This window comes from Bifidobacterium miconisargentati (genome assembly GCF_019331675.1).
In the GTDB taxonomy this organism is placed as follows: domain Bacteria; phylum Actinomycetota; class Actinomycetes; order Actinomycetales; family Bifidobacteriaceae; genus Bifidobacterium; species Bifidobacterium miconisargentati.
The window spans coordinates 17,438-34,008 of sequence record NZ_JAHBBJ010000011.1 but is presented as its reverse complement, the minus strand read 5'-3'; the positions used below and the strand labels follow the sequence as shown (position 1 = coordinate 34,008).

Below are 16,571 nucleotides of genomic sequence, written 5' to 3'. Positions count from 1 at the left end.
GGGAGGGAAGCTACTCATGCAGCAGGTGGCGTTGGAGAGCAATGCGGTGTTCGTGAGTATCGAATATCTCGCCATCCTGTGCTGGGGCCTGTCCGGAGGCCTTTCGGCGATCAAGAAGGGCTATGACGACATCTTCTCCATCATGCTGTGCGGCTGGGTGACGGCCCTCGGCGGCGGTCTCTTCCGTGACGTGATGCTCGGCGACCTGCCGCCCGTGGGCATCACGGACAAGGGCTATGTGCTCACCACATTGCTTTCCGGCGTGATCGCGGTGTTCGCGCACCCCGAAATCAAAAAACTCAAATGGACGATGACCCTCATCGACGCCCTGGGCCTGGGCTTGTTCGCCGTCAGTGGCACGGAGAAGGCCCTGGCATTCGGCACTTCCGGCATGACCGCCATATTCCTGGGCATGTTCACGGCCATTGCGGGCGGTCTGGTCCGCGACCTCTTCCTCGGTGATGTGCCGATGATCATCCGTGACCGTCACCTGTACGCCGTCCCCTCGTTCGTCGGATGCGTCCTGACCGTATTGGTCTGGCGTGGCGCCGAGCATGGCATGTTCGACCTCCGCTCCGAAATGATGTTGGATGTGCTGATCGTGGTGGTGGTGGTGCTGATCCGGGTGCTGTCGGTGGCGTTCAATGTGACGATGCCCGGCGCCCTGCATCGCACCCATGTGTATCTGCCGGAGCGCCGGTACCTGAAGCGTCCGGTCATTCATCCTCATGTCGATGAGGATGAAGCCGATGAGGAGGAAGAAGCCGATGACGATGACAACGAGAACGGTCGGGGACGGCAATAAAAAATCCCGCGAATCACGAGGACTCGCGGGATTTTTCAAACCTTAGCGGTGTTCAGCTCACAGAGCGTTGATCGCGTTGGCCAGGCCGGACTTGCGGTTGGCGGCCTGGTTCTTGTGGATCACACCGGCGCCAGCAGCCTTGTCCAGCTTCTGGGCGGCGACCTTGTAGGCGGCCTCGGCGGCGGCCTTGTCACCGGCGGCGATGGCTTCGCGGGTGGCGCGGATGGCGGTCTTCAGGCCGGACTTCACAGCCACGTTGCGAAGGTGCGCCTTCTCATTGGTGAGCACGCGCTTCTTCTGCGACTTAATGTTTGCCACGTTTACTCCAAACGATGTGTATTACAAGGACATACAAAAGTATGAGGATAGCACGAACCCCGGAAAAACCCGCGCGAAGCCACGCCGCATACAGCCCCTCGGCTAGAATAGGACAAGTTTGAGTAATTCCAAGAGGAGGAATGTAGTTGGTCGTCCAACACAATCAGCCGGGTTCCACCGATCAGTCAGTGATTCGCAACTTCTGCATCATCGCGCACATCGACCATGGCAAGTCCACCGTGGCCGACCGCATCCTGCAGCTGAGCGGCATTGTGCCGGAGCGTGAGATGCGCGACCGCTTCCTCGACCGCATGGACATCGAGCAGGAGCGCGGCATCACCATCAAGTCCCAGGCCGTGCGCGTGCCGTGGACGTTCGATGGCACCGAATATACGCTGGGCATGATCGACACCCCGGGCCACGTGGACTTCACCTACGAGGTCTCCCGCGCGCTAGCCGCATGCGAAGGCGCGGTGCTGCTCGTGGACGCCACCCAGGGCATCGAGGCGCAGACCCTGTCCAACCTGTACATGGCCATCGACCATGACCTAACCATCATCCCGGTGCTCAACAAGATCGACCTGCCCTCCGCCGAACCGGACAAGCATGCCGAGGAGATTGCCGGCCTGATCGGCTGCGAGCCGAGCGACGTGCTGCGCGTGTCCGGCAAGACCGGCGAAGGCGTGGCCGAACTGCTCGACCGCATCGTGCTGGAGGTGCCCGCACCCCACGGCAACCCGGACGCACCCGCCCGCGCGCTCATCTTCGACTCCGTGTACGACTCGTACCGCGGCATCGTCACGTACATCCGTATGGAGGACGGCGAACTGCACGACCGCGAGAAGGTGCACATGATGGGCATCGGCATGACGCACGACCCCATCGAGATCGGCGTGATCAGCCCGGACATGACCCGCACCAAGGCGCTCGGCGCCGGCGAGGTCGGCTACATCATCACCGGCGCGAAGGACGTGAGCCAGTCCAAGGTGGGCGACACCCTGACCTCCGCCGTCCGCCCCGCCACCGAGCCGTTGCCTGGCTACCGCGACCCCAAGCCGATGGTGTACGCCGGCCTGTTCCCGATCGACAACGCCCAGTTCCCCGAACTGCGCGACGCGCTCGACAAGCTCAAGCTCAACGACGCCGCCCTCATCTACACGCCGGAGACGTCCGTGGCGCTGGGCTTCGGCTTCCGTTGCGGCTTCCTGGGCCTGCTGCACATGGAGATCGTCAACGAGCGACTCTCGCGCGAGTTCGGCCTCGACCTCATTCAGACCGCCCCGAACGTCACTTACGACGTGACTGCCGAGGACGGCTCCGAGCACCATGTGACCAATCCGAGCGAGTTCCCGGACGGCAAGATCAAGAAGATCGTCGAGCCGATGGTCGCCGCGGACATCATCACCCCCAAGGAGTTCATCGGCGCGGTCATGGACCTGTGCCAGGACCACCGCGGCCAGATGGGCACGATGGAATACATCTCCACCGACCGTGTGGAGATGCACTACCGCATCCCGCTGGCCGAGATCGTGTTCGACTTCTTCGACCAGCTGAAGTCCCGCACCAAGGGTTATGCCTCGCTTGACTACCACGAGGACGGCGAGCAGACCGCCGACCTGGTCAAGGTGGACATCCTCATCCAGGGCGAGAAGGTGGATGCCTTCAGCGCCATCGTGCACCGCGACAAGGCGTATGCGTACGGCGTGATGATGACCAAGAAGCTGCGCGAGCTCATTCCCCGCCAGCAGTTCGAGATTCCGATTCAGGCCGCGATCGGCTCGCGCATCATCGCACGCGAGAACATCCGCGCCCTGCGTAAGGACGTGCTAGCCAAGTGCTACGGCGGCGACATCACCCGTAAGCGCAAGCTGCTCGAAAAGCAGAAGGCCGGCAAGAAGCGCATGAAGATGCTCGGCCATGTGGAGGTGCCGCAGGAGGCGTTCATCGCCGCCCTGTCCACCGGCGAGGACTCCAACGACCGCGACACCAAGGACAAGATTCGCGCCGCGCAGAAGACGGAAGGCTGATGCGTTAAGCGCGCAGTCCGGTGGACTGCGCGTAGCATCAGCCTGAGTGAGACGATAGTCGAACGAAGGCAGCATTGGGTCCTCGCGTAGCGAGGTCCTTTCTTGCAGGGCCGGAGGAGATGCCGTTAAGCGGACAGTCCTGTGGACTGTCCGTAGGCTCAGCCTGAGTGAGATGATAGTCGAGCGAAGGTCGGATTGGGGCCGAGTGTAGCGAGGTCCGTAATTGCAGGACCAGAGGGGAGCCAGTTTTTACGAACAGGCTCCCCTCAGTCTCACTTCGTTCGACAGCTCCCCTCGGCGAGGGGAGCCTTGACTGGATTGGCTCCCCTCGGCGAGGGGAGCTGTCAGCGTAGCTGACTGAGGGGAGTCAAGTATGACCTTCGAGGTCTACATCCACGTGCCGTTTTGCATGCGGCGCTGCGGATACTGTGATTTCAACACATACACGGCCACCGATCTCGGTGCTGGGGCCTCACGGGGCAACTACGCCAACATGGTCATCCGTGAGATGGAGCTGACCCGGCAGTGGCAGCTCGACCACGGTATCGAGGAGCCGGCGGCCGACACGGTGTTCTTCGGTGGCGGTACGCCCACGATCCTCGCCGCGGACGACCTCGTGGCCATGCTGGACTCCATCCGCCGCATCTGGGGCATCGCGCCGAACGCCGAAATCACCACCGAAGCCAACCCGGACACCGTCAACGAGTACTACATCAACCGTCTCGCCGAAGGCGGCTTCACGCGCGTCTCCTTTGGTATGCAGTCGGCCGTGCCGCACGTGCTCAAGACCCTCGACCGTACGCATACGCCCGAGAACGTCGCCGCCGGCGTGCATGCCGCCAACAAGGCCGGCCTGCGCTCCAGCGTAGACCTTATCTACGGAGCGCCAGGGGAGAGTCTCGACGATTGGCGCACCTCCGTCAAGACCGCCCTTGACCTCGGCGTCAACCACATCTCCGCATATGCGCTGACCGTGGAACCCACCACCAAGATGGGCCGTCAGATCGCGGCCGGCACCCTGCCCAAGCCGAACGACGACGACGAAGCCGCCAAATACGAGATCGCCGACGACCTGTTCACGGCAGCCGGCCTCGAATGGTACGAGGTATCCAACTGGGCGCGGCCGGGCTATGAGAGCCAGCATAACTTGGGTTATTGGCGCAATGTGGACTGGGCCGGACTCGGTCCGGGGGCACACAGCCATTACAATGTCGTGGCGAACGATGATGACCGTCCCAGGCCGGCCGCACCGGTAACTCCTGTCAGCGGAGATGTCGATGGTCGTGTCGACGATGACGCAAACCGATTGAATGGTGCTCGAGCAATGGGAGCCCATGCCCTGCGTGCCTGGGACATCGCCCATCCGCGGCTGTGGGGCACCGCCATCAACGAGCACCGCATACCGTGGGGTGGCAGCGAGGGAATCACCCCGACCGAAAACCTCGAGGAGCTCATCATGCTCGGCCTGCGCATCCGCGAGGGCCTCGATCTCGCTCGCATCAATGACGCCATCGCCGCGATGGGGGAGTCGTCTGCCATGGCCGGTGCCGAAGCGTCGTTGAAACCCATCGAAGTGGCCCAACTGCAGCCGATGGTCGAGGAAGGCCTCATCGCCATCACGCCCGATGCTGATGGACACACCCGCGTCGTTCCCACGCGCAAGGGCCGTCTCCTCAACGACGCCGTCATCGAAACGTTTTTCGACCTCGCCGGTATCTAGGATCATGCGGTCCGGGCTGGTGCCTGCTCAGTCCGGACCGGTGTCCGCTATTCCGTGGTTTCCACGCCGCGCAGCAGCGTGTGCGTGTAATCATGCAGTTGCATGCGGCTGAGTGCGTGCCCGCGCAGATACGCCCAATCGAGCACGAGCATCACCGTGTTCGCGTAATGGTCGGCGATCAGGTCCGCCGGTAGCGTGAACCGGTCGCGGTCGATGCAGCTGCGGATGATCTCACGCGCCTGACGCTCGATGAAGCCATGCAGACTGGAGAACAGCGGTCCCTCGGGCGGGTTGTTCCTGAGAATCGCGCGCAGCAGCTCGGCGTTGGACTCCAGCAGATCGGCCATCGCGTCGAGCGCCGTGTCCACGCGATGCTCCGGTGCGGCCGATGAGAGGTCGGCGAGGTCGGCCTGTTTGGACAGCGCGGTCCAGCAGTAGGTGAGCAGGTCGTCGCGGTCCTCGAAGTAGTTATAGAACGTGGCGCGCGGATAGCCGGCGCGTTCGCATAGTTCGTTGACGCTGATGTCGGCGAACGGTTTTTTGGCGAGCAATGCCGTGATTGCCTCGAAGAATGCATCGAGCGTGCGTTGCGTGCCGCGTGTGATCTTGCCGTTGAGGTCTTTCTTCATGACTCTTCAGCATATCCTATCGTCCAGAATTTTGCACTTGTCTAGATCTGTGTTATATTGACAACTGTAAAAATATGGACGATTGGAAATTTGGATATCATGACGAACGACACGACCGTAACGCCGCCGCTGGTCGTCAAGCCGCTGACCCTGCCCTGCGGCGTGACGGTGAAGAACCGGTTCTACAAATCCGCGATGAACGAGGCGCTCGCAGGCCGTAACTGCGCTCCGACCGAAGCGCATGTGCGCCTGTACCGCACCTGGGCGCAAGGCGGCGCTGGCGTGCTCGTCACCGGTAATGTGATGGTCGATCGCATGCAGCTGGGGGAGCCCGGCAACGTCGCGGTGGAGGACGAACGTGACCTCGCCATGCTGCGCCGATGGGCTGCCGCCGGCACAGAGAACGGTGCGCACTGCTGGATGCAGATCAATCACCCTGGCCGTCAGTCGCCCATCACCATCAATCGTCATCCCCTCGCCCCGAGCGGCGGCAAGGTTGATGGCGACTACGGCCGGTTCTTCGCCGAACCCACCGAACTGACCCACGACCAGATCCATGACATCGTCCGCCGGTTCGCCAACACGGCGCGCATCGCCAAGAAGGCCGGATTTACCGGCGTGGAGATCCACGCGGCGCACGGCTACCTCATCAACCAGTTCCTCTCGCCGCTCGACAACCATCGCGCCGACGAATACGGCGGCAGTCTCGAAAATCGCGCGCGCTTCCTATTCGACGTGTTCGACGCCGTACGTGAGGCGGTCGGGCCGAAGTTCCCGATTGCGGTGAAGCTCAACTCGTCCGACGTGCCGATCGCCGTCAAGATCAACGAGCGGAACGGTGCGCCGGGCGGATTCAATGAAGAGGAATCCATCTGGGTCATGAAGCAGCTCGAAGCCCGCGGCGTCGACCTCATCGACATCTCTGGCGGCACGTACTCCAAGCCGGTCATCCAGACCAACGACGGCGCGGCCGAGGACCGCCGCCGCGGCGTCTACTTCACCGACTTCGCACGTCGCGTCAAAGGCGAGCTGACCGTGCCGGTCGCCCTGACCGGCGGCTTCCGTTGCGTGGCCGACATGGAACGCGCACTTGGCGAGGGCATCACGCAGATGATCGGCCTCGCGCGTCCTTTGGCGATCGTGCCCGACATGCCGAACCGCATCATCCGTGACGGCTGGCGAAGCACTGTGGCATTGCCGAGGATAACGACCGGCATCAAGCCGCTCGACAAGGCGTTCGGCGGCATCCTGGTCATCAGCTGGTTTGAACTGCAGATGCACCGCATCGGCCGCGGACGACGTCCCGACCCACGCATCGGCGGCATACGTGCGCTTCTGTTCGCCCTTAAGCAGCACGGTCCCGCCGCGCTCGCCCCGCGCCGTCGCAAAGGGCACCAGTGATGCCCGAGGACGCCAACGGCCGACTGGAACAGGCCATCGTATGCATCGAAACGGTGCACGCGGAAATGCAGGAAAGGACAGCGTAATGGACATCGCCATCATCACCGGCGCATCATCCGGTCTTGGTCGCGAATTCGCGCGGCATATCGCCGGCCGATATCAGCGGCTCGATGAGATCTGGCTGATCGCGCGCAGGCGCGAACGCCTCGAAGCGCTTGCGTCGGAACTTGCCTCATCGACGCACGCGGCCCTGCGCGTCGTGCCGCTCGACCTTGCCGATTCCTCCAGCTACGGCAGACTCGGCAAACTGCTGGCCGGCGCCAAGCCGGTGATACGTGTGCTCGTCAACAACGCCGGTTACGAGCGCGAGGGCCTGCTGCGTGGCATGAAACCGACAGACATGCTCGCGATGATTGATCTCAACGTCAAAGGGGTGACGATGGTCAACCGTGTATGTCTGCCGTACATGAGCCGGGGAAGTTTCGAGATCGTCACCGGCTCGGTGTCCGCATTCGCGCCGATGCCGTGGCAGGCGGTCTATGGGGCCAGCAAGGCATACGTGCGCTCGCTCGTGTTCGCGATTCGCGAGGAGGAGCGTCCCCGCGGCGTGAACATCATGCTGCTCAGTCCCGGCAACATGGACACCGAAATGAACGTGCGCGGTTCAGGCGGCGGCAAAATCGGCATGTTGCCGTATCTGGACCTTGCCGGGACTGTCAAACGGTCGTTGAGTCTCGCGGAGCGCGGCTGCGGCGAATACACGCCGATGACGTTCTATAAGGCGTACCGTTTGGCGGCCAAGATTGTTCCCGCAACGCTTATGGCGCAGCTTACTCGCCTGAACTCGGGCGGCACGAATGGTCGGGGTCTATAGCATCGCGGATGGGACGGAGGAATGCCGCCAAAAGGCTTTGTATGTTCGCGTGCTGACGAACGTCGCGCGAACATACAAAGGATTTGAGCATCGGAATCGACTGTAAGTTCGCGCTGTGTTCGTTGGCGCGCGAACATACAGTCGATTTGGTGGCCACGTCGATGTGTGGAAAACCCGCTGCCCGTGAATGCTTCTGGTTGATGCGGCGTAAATCATTGTTTGCAACCAGGTCATTCGAGGCGCGTGGGAGCATATCGTCCAAGTGCCGGTCGATGGCTGACCTCCTGACATGGATGCCGTTCATGCCGGCGAAATGAACACCTGCGTGGCCTCTGTTCATTGCAATGCGCCGAAGTATCCCGGATAATGTGTGCGTGTTAAATAGACACTCTGTTGTCTGATTAACGTCCAACTTGTTCGACGGGAACCTTTCCGGAAAGGATTCGGCATGCGCAATGTGTGGAAGGTGTTTGCGCGGGATGCGCGGCGGGTGCTCGCCGTGCCGTTCGCGGTGCTGCTGCTCGTCGCCTCGTGCGTGATTCCGGGACTCTACTCCTGGCTCAACGTGGCCGCGAATCTCGATCCGTACGCCCTGACCGGCAACGTGCCGATCGCCGTGGCGAACAACGACCGCGGCACCTCGGTCAACGGCAAGGACATGAACTTCGGCGACCAGACCATCGCCGAACTCAAGAAGAACCACGACCTCGGCTGGCGGTTCACGGACGAGAACACGGCAATCGACGGCGTGGAATCCGGCGACTACTACGCCGCCATCATCATTCCCAAGGACTTCAGCGCGGACATGACCAGCGTGCTGCAGGGCACCGTCATCCGTCCGCGCCTCGACTTCTACGTCAACGAGAAGGCCAACTCGCTCTCGCCGCGCGTGGCCGAATCCGGTGCCGAGGCCCTGGAGAAGCAGATCAACGAATCCTTCGTCACCACCGTGAGCGCCACCGTGACCCGCGGACTGGCCAAAGAGGCCGGCACGGCCAACGACAAGCTCGACGGCACCGCCGACACGTTGGACGGCAAGCTCGCCGAAGCCCAGCAGAGCATCGCCGACGCCCGCACCGGCATCACCGACGCACAGGCGTCCATCGACTCCTCGCGCAGGACCATCGCCCAGGTGCGACAGGACATGACCGCGCTCGCGTGCCGTGCGGACGCGCTCGCCGGCTCCATCGACGGCACCGCCAGCGACATCAGCGCGGCACGCGGCGGACTGGCCGCCTTCGGACAATCCGCGAACGGCGCGATCGGACAGGCCCAGACCGGACTCGGCACGCTCTCCTCGCACGCGGGCAATGCCATCGGCTCCATCAATGGCAGTGCCGCCGACCTCTCCGGACGTGTGGACGGCATGCTCGCCACCCTCGAATCGGCCAACGACCGACTCGGCGACGCCATCGACGCCATGGAATCCGACCCCGAACTCGCCCAATCCCAGGCCCTGCGGCAAGCCAAGGAATACCAGCAGGCCATCGAGGCGCAGATCACCACTCTGCAAGGCATCAACAACGAGCTTCCCGGATCGCTGCAGGCCTCGGGCGACAAGATCACCTCATCGCTCGACTCACTCACGAAGAAGACCGAAGACCTCTCGCGCCTCTCCGGAGAGGCCACGAGCAAGGCAAGCCGGGGACTCGACATCGTCTCGACCAGCCTCACCGGTCTGTCCGGCGCGGTCGGCGGCGCCGCGCAGGAACTCAAGGGCATGGATTCGGACCTGACCCAGCTGGACGCCACCCTCGAATCCACCGCCACCGTGATGAAGCAGACCGACGACCAGCTCGGCCGCGTGTACGAGTCCGTGAACCGCACCCGCAACGACTTCGCCGTGCTGCGCGCCGGCGAGGCCTGGGCCAGACTCAAGGGCCTGTCCGGCGTGGACGCCGACTCGGTCTCCGAATTCCTCGCATCCCCGGTGGAGCTGGATTCGTGCGATTACTACCCGGTGAAGAACTACGGTTCCGCGGTCGCCCCGTTCTTCACCAGCGTGGGCTGCTGGGTGGGCTCGTTCGTGGCGCTCACCCTCTTCAGGCAGGACGCCGACTCGGACGGCATCGAAGGACTCACCGCACCGCAGGCGTTCCTCGGCCGCTGGCTGCTCATGATGCCGCTCGCCATGCTGCAGGGCGTGGTGATCTCGGTGGGCAACCTCCTCATCGGCATCCAGTGCGTGGCCCCCGCCGCCTACATCTTCGCCACGATGGTGTGCTCAATGACCTACGTCTCGCTGGTGTACAACCTGGTCATGCTGTTCCGGCACATCGGCATGGCGTTGAGCGTGATCATCCTGATTCTCCAGGTGCCGGGCGCGGGAGGCATGTACCCCATCGAGATGATGCCGCGCTTCTACCGCCTGCTCAACCCCGTGCTCCCGTTCACCTACGGCGTCCAGGCGCTGCGCGAGCCGATCGGCGGCTTCTACGACAACGACTACTGGACCGACCTGGGCCGTACGGCCCTGTTCGCCGTGGCGTTCCTCCTGGTGGCCGTGGCATGCCGTCCGGCATTGGCGAACCTCAACGACCTGTTCACCCGCGAACTTGCGGACACCGACCTGGTCAACGTCAGGAAGGTGGAGATGGTCGGCGCGGACCGCAACGTGATGCGCACCGTGCGCAAAATGATGAACGACCCGACCTGGGGCGTCGGCGTACGCCGCCGCGCCGCATCGTTCGAACGCTGGTACCCGTACGCCAAGCGCATCGGATTCCACCTCATCTGGGCCATCCCCGTGGCCTTCCTCGCCGTGATGATGGTCACCGGCCCGCGCATCGGGTTCCTGGTGGCATGGCTGATCGCCGTGCTGACCATCGACGTGGCGCTCATCGTGGCCGAATACCTGCACCTCAACCTGCCGCGTCAGGCGGAGGAAACCCGCATGGACATGCGCGAGCTCATGCAGACCATGCAGACCAAACTCGGAAAGGCGATTCGCTGATGCGTAACATCTGGACCATCTTCACCGGCGATATCCGGCGCGCGGGCGGCAGCGTCATCGCGCTCATCATCTCCATCGGCCTCATGCTCATGCCCTCGTTCTACGCTTGGTTCAACATCTACGGCAGTTGGGACCCGTACAGCAACACCGGCGGCATGAAGGTGGCCGTGGCCAATGCGGACAAGGGCTATCAGGGTGACATGCTGCCCGCCGCGGTCAACGTGGGCGACCAGGTGGTCAACGCCCTGCGCGCCAACGACGACCTCGACTGGACGTTCGTGACCGCGAACGAGGCCAAGGACGGCGTGCGCAGCAGCGAATACTACGCCGCCATCGTGATCCCGAAGGACTTCAGCTCGAACGTGTTCACGCTGTTCACCAGCGGGGGAGGAGCCTCCGACAGCATCCGCCACGCCCGGCTCGTGTACTACTCGAACCCCAAGAAGAACCCGATCGCCTCCACGGTCACCAACCAGGGCGCCTCCGCCGTGCAGGCGCAAGTCAACGACACCCTCACCTCCACCATCGCCACCACGCTTATCGGCACGATGGGCTCCGTGCTCGACTACCTCGACACGGACCAGAGCGGCCGGTCCGTCGCCACTCTGAGCGCATCGCTGCGGCAGGAATCCGAGAACCTCGCCTCGGCGGCCGAACTGAGCTCCAGTTACGCCGGCCTCACCCGATCGGCAGCCTCCATGCTGCAGACCTCGTTGAAGGCGATGAGCGGGTCCAAGTCCTCCCTCGCCGGCCGCCAGATCGACGTCGACGACCTTACGGCCAAGCTCGACAAGGCCGCCGACGCCATCGACCAGACCAATGCAGGCATGTCCGCGGGGCTCGGGTCGCTGGCGGACGCCTTCGAGACCACCGGCTCGGACGCCTCCGCCGCGCTCGGCAAGCCGGCCGGCGCCGCGAACGACATGGCCGCGCGACTGCGCGCCATCTCCACCGACAAGGTGCGTCCGATGATTACGAGCCTTGAGGAATACCGGGACACGCTCGCCGGACTGCAGGGACAGGTGCGCACGGACGCCGCCAAACACGCGCTCGGACTGGCCATCAAGGACGTGGACCGGACGCTCGCCAAGCTCGAGGCATACGACGCCAAGCTCAACGCGGCCGCCGACAAGGCCGCGGAAGGCGGTGCCGCAGCCGAACAGGCCGCAAAGGACATCCTCGACGAGGCCAACGCCTCGGCCCGGTCGATCCGTGATCTCGACAAGTCCTACCAGACCAACGTCGTGACCCAGATAGGCAAGGTTTCCACCTCGGCGCGGCAGACCGGCAAGGATGCTGCCGCGCTCGTCTCCGACGCACGTTTGATGCTCGCCGACGTGACCGAAACCACGCAATCCGGCGGACAGAGCGCCGGCGACGTGCTGGAGACCATCACGGGGACCGCATCCAAACTCGATGAGGCGCATGACACGCTTGCGGAACAATCCGGCAAACTCGCCCAGGCCGCGGACGCCATCGACGAGGCGATGGCCTCGGGCGGCGTGGACCAGGTGCGCAAGCTGTTCGACCAACCTGCCGACACGCTGGCCGCGGCCATGACCTCGCCCGTGACGCTCAACCGCAAGGCCATCTTCCCCGTGGCCAACAACGGCTCGGCCATGGCGCCGTTCTACACGCTCATGGCCATCTGGGTGGGCGTGATGTTCCTGGGCATCATCATGAAACCGAACGTGTCCGAAAAGACCGTGGCCACGCTGCGCGATCCGAAGGGCTGGCAGCTGTACATCGGCCGCGGCATGACCTTCTCGCTGTTCGCGCTGGCCCAGACCACGATCCTGGGACTGGGGGACCTGCTGTATCTGCGGGTGCAGACCGTGAACCCGTTCCTGTTCATGCTGTGCCTGTGGTGGACGGCATTCGCCTGCAGCGTGTTCATCTACACATTGGCCGCCGTGTTCGGCAACATCGGCAAGGCCGTGAGCACAGCCCTGATGATTGCGCAGATCGCCGGCACGGGCGGCACGTTCCCCGTGCAGATGCTGCCTGCCGGCTTCCGCGAGATCTACCCGTACCTGCCGTTCTCGCACGCCATGACCGCGCTGCGCGAGACGGTCGCCGGCTTCTACGGAAGCACCTATTGGGAGCAGATGGGGCGTATGGGCATCTACCTCGCGGTGGCCCTGCTCATCGGCATCCCGCTCTACACCCCCATCAGCCGAGCCATGGCCCGCACCAACGATCTGGTGGCGAGCACGGGGGTAATGGGCTGAGCCGTAAGCGGACAGTCCGGTGGACTGTCGCAGGCCTAGCCTGAGCGAGGCGGCAGCCGAGCGAAGGTCGGATTGAGCCCGGCCGCAGGCCGGTCCGTTCTTGCAGGGGCCGAAGGCGAGCCGTGGTCGACAATCAGACAAGTTGATTAGACGCAATGGTAGTGACTGATTGCTATGAAAAAACAAGGCTCTGTTAAGCCAAGATTGACATAATCCATATCTGACTACCCCTCAGTCGGCTTCGCCGACAGCTCCCCTGACAAGGGGAGCCAAAAATAAGGGTCATGTCAATCTTGGTTTAACAGAGCCAAAAACAAAGAAGTGGGCGGACGTCGTTGTCCGATATATTCACTTATCACCGGATTCGCTCCGGTTGTTGAATTATCGAATCTTCAGTTATGCGACCTGTGTGGTCGGGGAGAGACGCCGTTTGGCGTATCTCAGGGCGCTATGTTAGGCGTCGTGGCGAAGCCGGTGGTTCAGCGGGCGTTCTTGTCGACGTCGTTGATGATGTCGGCCATCACCTTGGAGTTGGACATGCCGGCCTGGGCCATGGAGTTGACGCCGTACATGGCGAGACCGCGCAGCATGGAATCCTTGATGGACATGATGTGTTCCTTTCGTTAGGCCAAGGCCCTGGGCCTCGAGCTCTGTTTTGTTCGGCTTCTTTCTGAAACCGGTTTCAGAATAGCGCGGCGAATCCCCCCTCGCAAGTGACCGTGCGGTCATCGGCGTTTCGCCTGGAATTCCGCCGTTCCTACTCCCACCTCAATCGAACCGGTTCGAGACTTTTTCGATTTGGTTACAACTGCCGATGCATATGCGCCGTTGCGGTCTGTCGGGATCGAATGGTTCGCGCACTTCTGGGATTCCCCGGATTCGATCGGCCGTCGCCCTTGTGCCGCCGTCTTCCTATTGTTGGGAAAAGAGAAACATCGTAACGGTTCAAAGGGGAGAACATGGCGAAAAGCACGGGGCGCGCACGCCCGGTCATCAAGGACGTGGCCAGGCTGGCCGGCGTATCCGCACCGACCGTCTCCCGTTACCTCAACGGCACCGTGAACGTCACCGAGGACAAGCGCCGCCGCATCGCCGAGGCCATCAAGGAGCTCGGATACGAGCCGAGCGTGGTGGCGCGGGCCCTGTCCAACCGGGAGATGGATTCGGTGGTGGTCTTCGCCGCCAATCCGGACGCCTTCTCCACCTCCGCCACCAATCACGGCGTGGAGGCCGCCGCCCGCAAACGCCGGTTCCTCGTCACCATCGTCTCGCTCGACGAGTCGGACATGGATTCGGTCGAGGCGCGCGTGCGCATGGGCCTGGCCGTGCGTCCGGCAGGCGTCATCGTGTACGAATACGGATGGGCCGGCGTCGAGGCGCTCAAATGCCTGCCCAAGGACATCCCCACGGTGGTGGTGGGCGGCGGCTTCGGCGACGGCGACTACCAGGTCATCAACGCCGAACGTGATGGCGGCCGCTGGATGACCATGCATCTGCTGGATCTGGGGCATAACACCGTGTTCCATGTGGCCTGGGACAGGGAGACCGGCGACAACTCCCGTACGAACGGCTGGCGCGACGCGCTTGAGGAGCGGGGTATCGATGTGCCGGCGCCGATCGCCGTGCCGGCCGGCGACCTCAGGAAGGCCGTGGTCGCGGGCAAGGCCCTGGGCCGTCGCAAGGACGTGACCGCCGTGTTCGCCGCCAGCGACGAGATCGCCATCGCGGTCATGAAGGGACTCCGAGAGGCCGGTCGGCGCGTGCCGCAGGACGTGAGCGTGGTGGGATTCGATGACATGGACTTCGACGCCATGTGGGAGCCGCCGCTGACCAGCTACACCCAGAACTTCCACGAGATGGGGGAGCGGGCCTTCCGCATGCTCTACGACCAGGTGCGCGCCAAGCGCGCCGGCCATGAGCCGCCGCAGCCGCAGGTCGAGGTGGTGCAAGGCAAGCCCCGCCTGCGTGCGTCCGAAACCTCGCCGATTCGCTGATCCGCGGCGTTCCGGCAGTGAACCGGAGACGTCGCGAATCGCTTCCGCACCTCGCCGCAATGGTACGCGGCGGGCGCATGGGCGTGTGCGGCGATGGTCACCACAGCACGTCGATGGGGGCGGTGGTCTTATTGGTCTCGATGATGCGGCAGATCTGCTCGGGCGTCTCCTTGCAGCCGCGGCGGATCCACAGCCAGATGATGGAGGAGACGGCGGAGACCAGGATCTCCATCGCATAATCCGCGGGGATGCCGTTGTAGTTGGTCTTCGGCTCGGCTCCGAAATGCTGCGCCTGCGTGATGATGAGACGCTTGAGCACGGCCTTGACGCGGTCGTAGAGCTGCATGTCGTTGCCGGAATGGGAGATCGCGTCGAAGAACGCGAAATCGTCCTTGACGTAGTGCAGCGCCTTGGCGATGGACTCCTCCTTGAAGGCGTCGCATATGGCCCTGCCGTCCGCCGTCACCACCTGCCCGTCCCCGTCAGCGTTGTCGATGAGGATCTGCGTGAGGTTGTCGATGGCGTCGTCGATGAGCTGCTGACGTAGGTCGAACTTGTCGATGTAATGCATATAGAACGTGCCGCGGTTGATGCCGGCCGTACGTGCGATGTCGCTGACCGTCAGCGAGTCGAAGCCCTTGGTCTGGACGAGCGACGTGAACGCCGCCTTGATCTTCGCCTCGGTTTTGGTGTTGCGTTTGCCGGCCATGTGATCCTCCTTTGCGTCATGCCTCCATCATCATAACAACACGTTGTTGATTTAAAGCCCGAATCACCACTTTTCGTCAAGGTGTCCAGATTGGACGTTTTGCGCGAATGTGGGTATTGACGCCCGTTTTTCCGTGGCTTTACGATGCAAATAAATCAACACGTTGTTTATTCAGCGTCGTACCGCACGGAAACGGATGCACCAACATGGCATACATCGAAATGGTCCACAGCTTCAAGCGCTACCACATGGGAAGCACCACCATCGTGGCCAACAACGACGTCAGCTTCGGAATCGAGAAGGGCGAACTCGCCATCATCCTCGGCTCGTCCGGCGCGGGCAAATCGACCGTGCTCAACATCCTGGGCGGCATGGACACCAACAGCGAGGGCCAGGTCATCATCGACGGCAAGGACATCTCGAACTACACCGCCCACCAGCTCACCGACTACCGTCGCTACGACATCGGCTTCGTCTTCCAGTTCTACAACCTCGTGGCCAACCTCACCGCCAAGGAGAACGTCGAACTCGCCTCCGAAATCGTGAAGAACGCGCAGGATCCGGTGCAGACGCTCATCGACGTGGGCCTCAAGGGCCGCATCGACAACTTCCCGGCCCAGCTGTCCGGCGGCGAACAGCAGCGCGTGGCCATCGCCCGCGCCGTGGCCAAGAACCCGAAGATCCTCCTGTGCGACGAACCCACCGGCGCGCTCGACTACAACACTGGCAAACAGGTGCTGCGGATACTCCAGGACCAGAGCCGCGAAAAAGGCGCGACCGTGGTCATCGTGACCCACAATTCCGCCATCGCGCCCATCGCTGACCGTGTGATCCACATGCACGATGCGCGCGTCAAATCCATCGAAACAAACGAGCATCCGATGGACATCAAGGATCTGGAGTGGTGAAC

13 protein-coding genes are annotated in these 16,571 nt (G+C 63.0%); 9 read left to right on the top strand and 4 right to left on the bottom strand.

The window, feature by feature from the left end; genetic code table 11:
- Positions 1 to 16: 16 nt before the first annotated feature.
- A complete protein-coding gene (locus KIH81_RS07745; protein ID WP_214304842.1) occupies positions 17 to 805 on the top strand; it encodes a trimeric intracellular cation channel family protein in 789 nt (262 codons plus the stop codon).
- A gap of 57 nt (positions 806 to 862) precedes the next feature.
- On the opposite strand, the gene rpsT is transcribed toward KIH81_RS07745, so the two are convergent.
- Positions 863 to 1,123 carry a 30S ribosomal protein S20 gene (gene rpsT, locus KIH81_RS07740; RefSeq protein WP_214304841.1) on the bottom strand — a complete coding sequence of 87 codons (261 nt, stop codon included), beginning with the start codon at positions 1,121 to 1,123 and terminating at the stop codon, positions 863 to 865.
- Positions 1,124 to 1,269: 146 nt separating this feature from the next.
- On the opposite strand from rpsT, the gene lepA reads away from it, so the two are divergent.
- Both lepA and hemW read left to right on the top strand, forming a co-directional pair.
- A complete protein-coding gene (gene lepA / locus KIH81_RS07735) occupies positions 1,270 to 3,150 on the top strand; it encodes a translation elongation factor 4 (RefSeq protein ID WP_214304840.1) in 1,881 nt (626 codons plus the stop codon).
- 373 nt (positions 3,151 to 3,523) lie between these two features.
- Positions 3,524 to 4,870 carry a radical SAM family heme chaperone HemW gene (gene hemW / locus KIH81_RS07730; protein WP_214304839.1) on the top strand — a complete coding sequence of 449 codons (1,347 nt, stop codon included), beginning with the start codon at positions 3,524 to 3,526 and terminating at the stop codon, positions 4,868 to 4,870.
- A gap of 47 nt (positions 4,871 to 4,917) precedes the next feature.
- On the opposite strand, the gene KIH81_RS07725 is transcribed toward hemW, so the two are convergent.
- Positions 4,918 to 5,499, bottom strand: coding sequence for a TetR/AcrR family transcriptional regulator (locus tag KIH81_RS07725; RefSeq protein ID WP_214304838.1), 582 nt, complete (start codon positions 5,497 to 5,499; stop codon positions 4,918 to 4,920).
- Between the two features lie 99 nt (positions 5,500 to 5,598).
- Between KIH81_RS07725 and KIH81_RS07720 the strand changes: the two genes are divergently transcribed.
- From KIH81_RS07720 to KIH81_RS07705, 4 genes are all read left to right on the top strand, one after another.
- The gene (locus KIH81_RS07720; RefSeq protein WP_214304837.1) at positions 5,599 to 6,900 is read left to right on the top strand and encodes an NADH:flavin oxidoreductase/NADH oxidase family protein; all 1,302 of its coding nucleotides are present in this window, start codon (positions 5,599 to 5,601) and stop codon (positions 6,898 to 6,900) included.
- A gap of 85 nt (positions 6,901 to 6,985) precedes the next feature.
- The gene (locus tag KIH81_RS07715; protein WP_214304836.1) at positions 6,986 to 7,774 is read left to right on the top strand and encodes an SDR family NAD(P)-dependent oxidoreductase; all 789 of its coding nucleotides are present in this window, start codon (positions 6,986 to 6,988) and stop codon (positions 7,772 to 7,774) included.
- A 448-nt stretch (positions 7,775 to 8,222) separates the two neighbouring features.
- On the top strand, positions 8,223 to 10,727 hold the full coding sequence (locus tag KIH81_RS07710) for a YhgE/Pip domain-containing protein (RefSeq protein WP_214304835.1): 2,505 nt from the start codon (positions 8,223 to 8,225) through the stop codon (positions 10,725 to 10,727).
- On the top strand, positions 10,727 to 12,958 hold the full coding sequence (locus KIH81_RS07705) for a YhgE/Pip domain-containing protein (protein ID WP_214304834.1): 2,232 nt from the start codon (positions 10,727 to 10,729) through the stop codon (positions 12,956 to 12,958). Before KIH81_RS07710 ends, KIH81_RS07705 begins: the two co-directional genes overlap by 1 nt.
- A 479-nt stretch (positions 12,959 to 13,437) precedes the next feature.
- Here the strand turns inward: KIH81_RS07705 and KIH81_RS12200 are convergent, their stop codons facing one another.
- Complete coding sequence (locus tag KIH81_RS12200; protein WP_274608213.1) at positions 13,438 to 13,566, bottom strand: hypothetical protein; 129 nt, start codon at positions 13,564 to 13,566, stop codon at positions 13,438 to 13,440.
- 351 nt (positions 13,567 to 13,917) lie between these two features.
- Here KIH81_RS12200 and KIH81_RS07700 point away from each other — a divergent pair, with 351 nt between their 5' ends.
- Complete coding sequence (locus KIH81_RS07700; RefSeq protein ID WP_214304833.1) at positions 13,918 to 14,952, top strand: LacI family DNA-binding transcriptional regulator; 1,035 nt, start codon at positions 13,918 to 13,920, stop codon at positions 14,950 to 14,952.
- A gap of 97 nt (positions 14,953 to 15,049) precedes the next feature.
- Here the strand turns inward: KIH81_RS07700 and KIH81_RS07695 are convergent, their stop codons facing one another.
- Positions 15,050 to 15,661: a TetR/AcrR family transcriptional regulator gene (locus KIH81_RS07695; protein ID WP_214304832.1), complete on the bottom strand. Its 612-nt coding sequence runs from the start codon at positions 15,659 to 15,661 to the stop codon at positions 15,050 to 15,052.
- Between the two features lie 206 nt (positions 15,662 to 15,867).
- Here KIH81_RS07695 and KIH81_RS07690 point away from each other — a divergent pair, with 206 nt between their 5' ends.
- Positions 15,868 to 16,569: an ABC transporter ATP-binding protein gene (locus KIH81_RS07690; protein WP_214304831.1), complete on the top strand. Its 702-nt coding sequence runs from the start codon at positions 15,868 to 15,870 to the stop codon at positions 16,567 to 16,569.
- Positions 16,570 to 16,571 lie beyond the last annotated feature (2 nt).